Here is a 2,522-nt window from a genome sequence, read left to right as displayed (position 1 = left end):
CACTGATGCACATAGAACGACCAGCCGTCATAGCCAGTCAACCAATTCATATTCGAGGGGTCGGTGACGATCAAAAGATCAATGCCGCGGCGGGCCATCTCGGACCGGGTTTTTTTGATACGCGCCTGGTATTCAGAGCGGGAGAAATACAGCTTGGGGTCTGCCATATGCGTGGTTCCTGGTTGATCAGCTGGTAAAAGTGGTGCCGGCGCCCGCCGCATCTGCGCGGGAGCCTGCAAGAGTTGCGATGGCGGTGTCCTGAACGCCGGTGCCGGTCAGGTCGGCGATGATCAGATCACCGTCCGACTGGCGGCCGGGGGTCTTGCCTGAGGTGACATCCCCCAGTTCGGAAAAACTGCGATCCTTGGCGATCAGCCCCGCCTTGGTGGCGCTGCGCAGCTCGCCCTTGACTGCACACTGTGCCTGGCTGTCTGGCACATACAAGGCTGCCTTGGTCAGGCAGGCAGGCTCAAGCTCGCATTTGTGCTCCTGATCCGACCCCATGGCGATGACCAATTGCCCCGGCTTCAGCCACTCCGCCTTGATCACAGGTTCGGCTGCGGGGGTGGTGGTGACCACGATGTCAGCTGACAAAACGGCTTCTCTGATGCCCGTGCTGACCGAAATTTCCAGCCCAAGCTCTTCGCGCAGGCTTGCAGCAGCGGCCTCAGCCTTGGCAATATCCCGTGCCCAGATCACGGCGCTTTTGATTTCGCGCACCAGTGTCATTGCTTGAAGCTGCATTTTCGCCTGCACGCCGGCGCCGATGATGCAGACATGCGCCGCGTCCGCGCGCGCGAGGTGGCGTGCGGCGACAGCACCAGCAGCGGCGGTGCGCACGTCGGTGAGATAGCCATTGTCCAAGAGCAGCGCCTCAAGAATGCCGGTCTTGCTGGAAAACACCACCATCAGCCCGGTTGTGCTCGGCAGGCCGAGCTTAGGATTGTTGAAAAAACCCGGGCTCATCTTCATGGCAAAGCTGTCGATACCCGGCACATAGGCGGTTTTCACACAGACCTCGCCATTGTGGTCAGGCACAGGCAGCGTCAGGATCGGCGGCATCACCACCTTGCCCCCGGCAAGGGTCGTGAAGCTCCGCTCGACGCAATCCACCGCGTCCTTATCCAACGGCACCAGATCGCGCAGTTCCGCTTCGGTCAGAATCTTGATGTCAGGCATCTGCCCCTCCCTTGGTCTCGGCCGCCACGTCGACATCTTCACCATCGATGATCCGCTTGTGCAGGGCCATGTCGATGTTCTGGCCGCTCACGAGCGACACGCAGCGCCCCGGATTTTCGATTTTGCCGGCCAGCAGGGCAGCGATGCCGACGCTGCCTGAACCTTCGATCACCTGGCGTTCTTCGAAATACGCATGACGGATGGCCGCGGCGATTTCTGTTTCGGAAACAAGAACAACATTGTCGACAAAAATTTTTGTCATTTCAAAGGTATAAGCGTTATCCAGCCCGATGCCGCCACCCAGAGAATCCGCAAGCGTGGCTTTTTCCTCAACCAGGACAGGTTTGCCAGCCTGCAGGCATTCATACATTGCCGCGCCACGTTCCATCGACACGCCAATCACGCGGATTTTCGGGTTCACTGCCTTCATCACCATCGCCACGCCGGAAATCAGCCCGCCGCCCGACAAGGGCACCAGCACAGTGTCCAGATCCGGCGCCTGTTCCAGAATTTCCAGCGCCACGGTGCTTTGACCGGCGATGATATCGCGGTGGTCAAAAGGCGGCAGCATTGTCATGCCCTCCGCCACCAGCCGGTCAACCTCCACCTGCGCGTCATCCTGCGAGCGGCCCGTGATGCGCACCTCGGCGCCGTGGGACTTGATGCCTTCGACCTTGTTCTGCGGCACCAGTTCCGACATGCAGATGACGCAGCGCACCCCGGCTTGCGCCGCCGCATAGGCCAGCCCGCGCCCGTGGTTGCCGGTGGAGACGCCCGCAACCCCCGCCGCGCGCTGCGCGTCGGTTAGCGACAGCACCGCATTGGTGGCGCCGCGCAGCTTGAAGCTGCCGGTGATCTGGCTGCTCTCCAGCTTCAGCGAGACCTGCCCGCCGCTCAGCGCACTCAGCGAAGGCGACTCCACCAGGGCGGTCTGCCGGATGCGCCCGGCAATCCGCGCCCGGGCCTGATAGCTGTCCTGTAGGGTGATTTTCTTTGTCATCGGACCTGTCTTGCCTGGTTAGAGTTCAAAAAGCCGGCCGTAGCCCGGCACCGGATCACTGATTTCGGCCAGGCGCAGGCAGCGCCAGACCATCGCCTGGTTTGAGCTGACAACCGGCTTGCCCAGCCGGTCCTCAATCCGCTGCACGCAAGTCGCGGCGCGCAGCGCGGTGCAGGACAGGAACAGCGCATCCGCCCCGGCATCGCAGGCGGCAATTCCGGCCTCGATGATGCTGTCCTCGGAGATCCGCGCCATCTGGCGGTCATCGGTCAGCCCGAAACAGGCGGCATTGACCACCTCCGGGCCGTGTGTGGCAAAATACTGCGCCAGCTCATCCGTCACC

The 2,522-nt window shown here is 61.9% G+C and carries 3 protein-coding genes and 1 pseudogene; all 4 read right to left on the bottom strand.

The genetic code is table 11. The features are described from left to right. Nucleotides 1-167, bottom strand: a 167-nt coding sequence (locus A2I95_RS31185) for an aminopeptidase P family N-terminal domain-containing protein (RefSeq protein ID WP_291736065.1), incomplete at its 3' end; no start/stop codon positions are given. 19 nt (nt 168-186) lie between these two features. Then, nucleotides 187-1,179 (bottom strand): ectoine utilization protein EutC, encoded by a 993-nt coding sequence (gene eutC / locus A2I95_RS31180; protein ID WP_027257888.1) that lies wholly within the window; start codon nt 1,177-1,179, stop codon nt 187-189. Continuing rightward, nucleotides 1,172-2,179: a hydroxyectoine utilization dehydratase EutB gene (gene eutB / locus A2I95_RS31175; RefSeq protein WP_291736061.1), complete on the bottom strand. Its 1,008-nt coding sequence runs from the start codon at nt 2,177-2,179 to the stop codon at nt 1,172-1,174. The genes eutC and eutB overlap by 8 nt, the downstream gene beginning before the upstream one ends. An 18-nt stretch (nt 2,180-2,197) precedes the next feature. After that, nucleotides 2,198-2,522: pseudogene (locus A2I95_RS31170) on the bottom strand (ectoine utilization protein EutA); the annotation flags it as partial.

It is taken from the genome of Leisingera sp. F5, from assembly GCF_001593695.1.
The sequence above is the reverse complement of the archived record's forward strand: the minus strand, read 5'-3'. Positions and strand labels throughout refer to the sequence as shown.